The following is a 1,152-nucleotide window of genomic DNA, read 5'->3' as shown; positions in this document are numbered from 1 at the left end:
GTGGTGAAGTGCATCGCCGCCGGCCGTCGCGCCGCCGCAGACATCGACCGGATGCTGAACGCAAAATGAGCCGCCGGCAGCGGGCCACACCGGTGAGGCACATCGCCGAAGCCCTGCGAAACCCAGCCTCACCGGTGAGGCACACCGCCGAAGCCCTGCGGAAACCAGCCTCACCGGTGAGGCTCGTCGCCGAAGCCCTGCGGAAACCTGCCACACCGGTGAGGCACGCCGCCGAAGCCCTGCGGAAACCCGCCACACCGGTGAGGCACACCGCCGAAGCCCTGCGGAAACCTGCCACACCGGTGAGGCCGACTGCCGAAGCCCTGCGGAGACTCGCCAACGATCGTTGGCAAACCTGAAAAACAATAAGTTACACCCGAAGCTCGCTCTCCTCATCCCCAGAAAGGAAATCGGAGCAGGAGCTTCCTTATAAACCATCAAGACATTATGTGTGGAATAGCCTGCATCTTCAACATCAAAGAGCAAACCCCTGAACTGAGGCAAAAAGCCCTCACCATGGCCAAACGCATCCGCCACCGCGGCCCCGACTGGAGCGGCATCTACTGTGGCGGCTCCGCCATCCTGGCCCACGAACGCCTGTCCATCGTCGACCCGCAAAGCGGCGGCCAGCCCCTCTACTCGCCCGACCGCCGGCAGGTGCTGGCCGTCAACGGCGAAATCTACAACCACCGCAACCTGCGCGCCGACTTCGCCGGTGAGTACCAGTTCCAGACGGGCAGCGACTGCGAGGTCATCCTCGCCCTCTACCGCCGCTACGGCACGGACTTCATCGAACGCCTGAGCGGCATCTTCGCCTTCGCCCTCTACGACGAGGAGCGCGACGAGTTCCTCATCGCCCGCGACCCCATCGGCGTCATACCCCTTTATATAGGGCGCGACGCCGACGGCACCCTCTACTGCGCCAGCGAGCTGAAAGCCCTCGAAGGCCTGTGCGACGAGTACGAGCCCTTCCTGCCCGGCCACTACTACTGGAGCCGCGAGGGCAAGATGCGCCGCTGGTACCGCCGCGACTGGACGGACTACGACGCCGTGCGCAACCGCTACGCCTCGCTGCCCGCCGACGAAGCCTGGCAGGCACAGGTGGCCGACGTGCGCACCGCCCTCGAAGCCGCCGTGCGCCGCCAGCTGATG

General features: G+C 65.5%; 1 pseudogene. It reads left to right on the top strand.

Going from position 1 to position 1,152, the window contains the following annotated elements:
- Positions 1–447: 447 nt before the first annotated feature.
- Positions 448–1,152: pseudogene (gene asnB / locus BQ8005_RS16625) on the top strand (asparagine synthase B); the annotation flags it as partial.

The organism is Bacteroides togonis (genome assembly GCF_900130135.1).
In the GTDB taxonomy this organism is placed as follows: Bacteria; Bacteroidota; Bacteroidia; order Bacteroidales; family Bacteroidaceae; genus Bacteroides; species Bacteroides pullorum.
The sequence above is the reverse complement of the archived record's forward strand: the minus strand, read 5'-3'. Positions and strand labels throughout refer to the sequence as shown.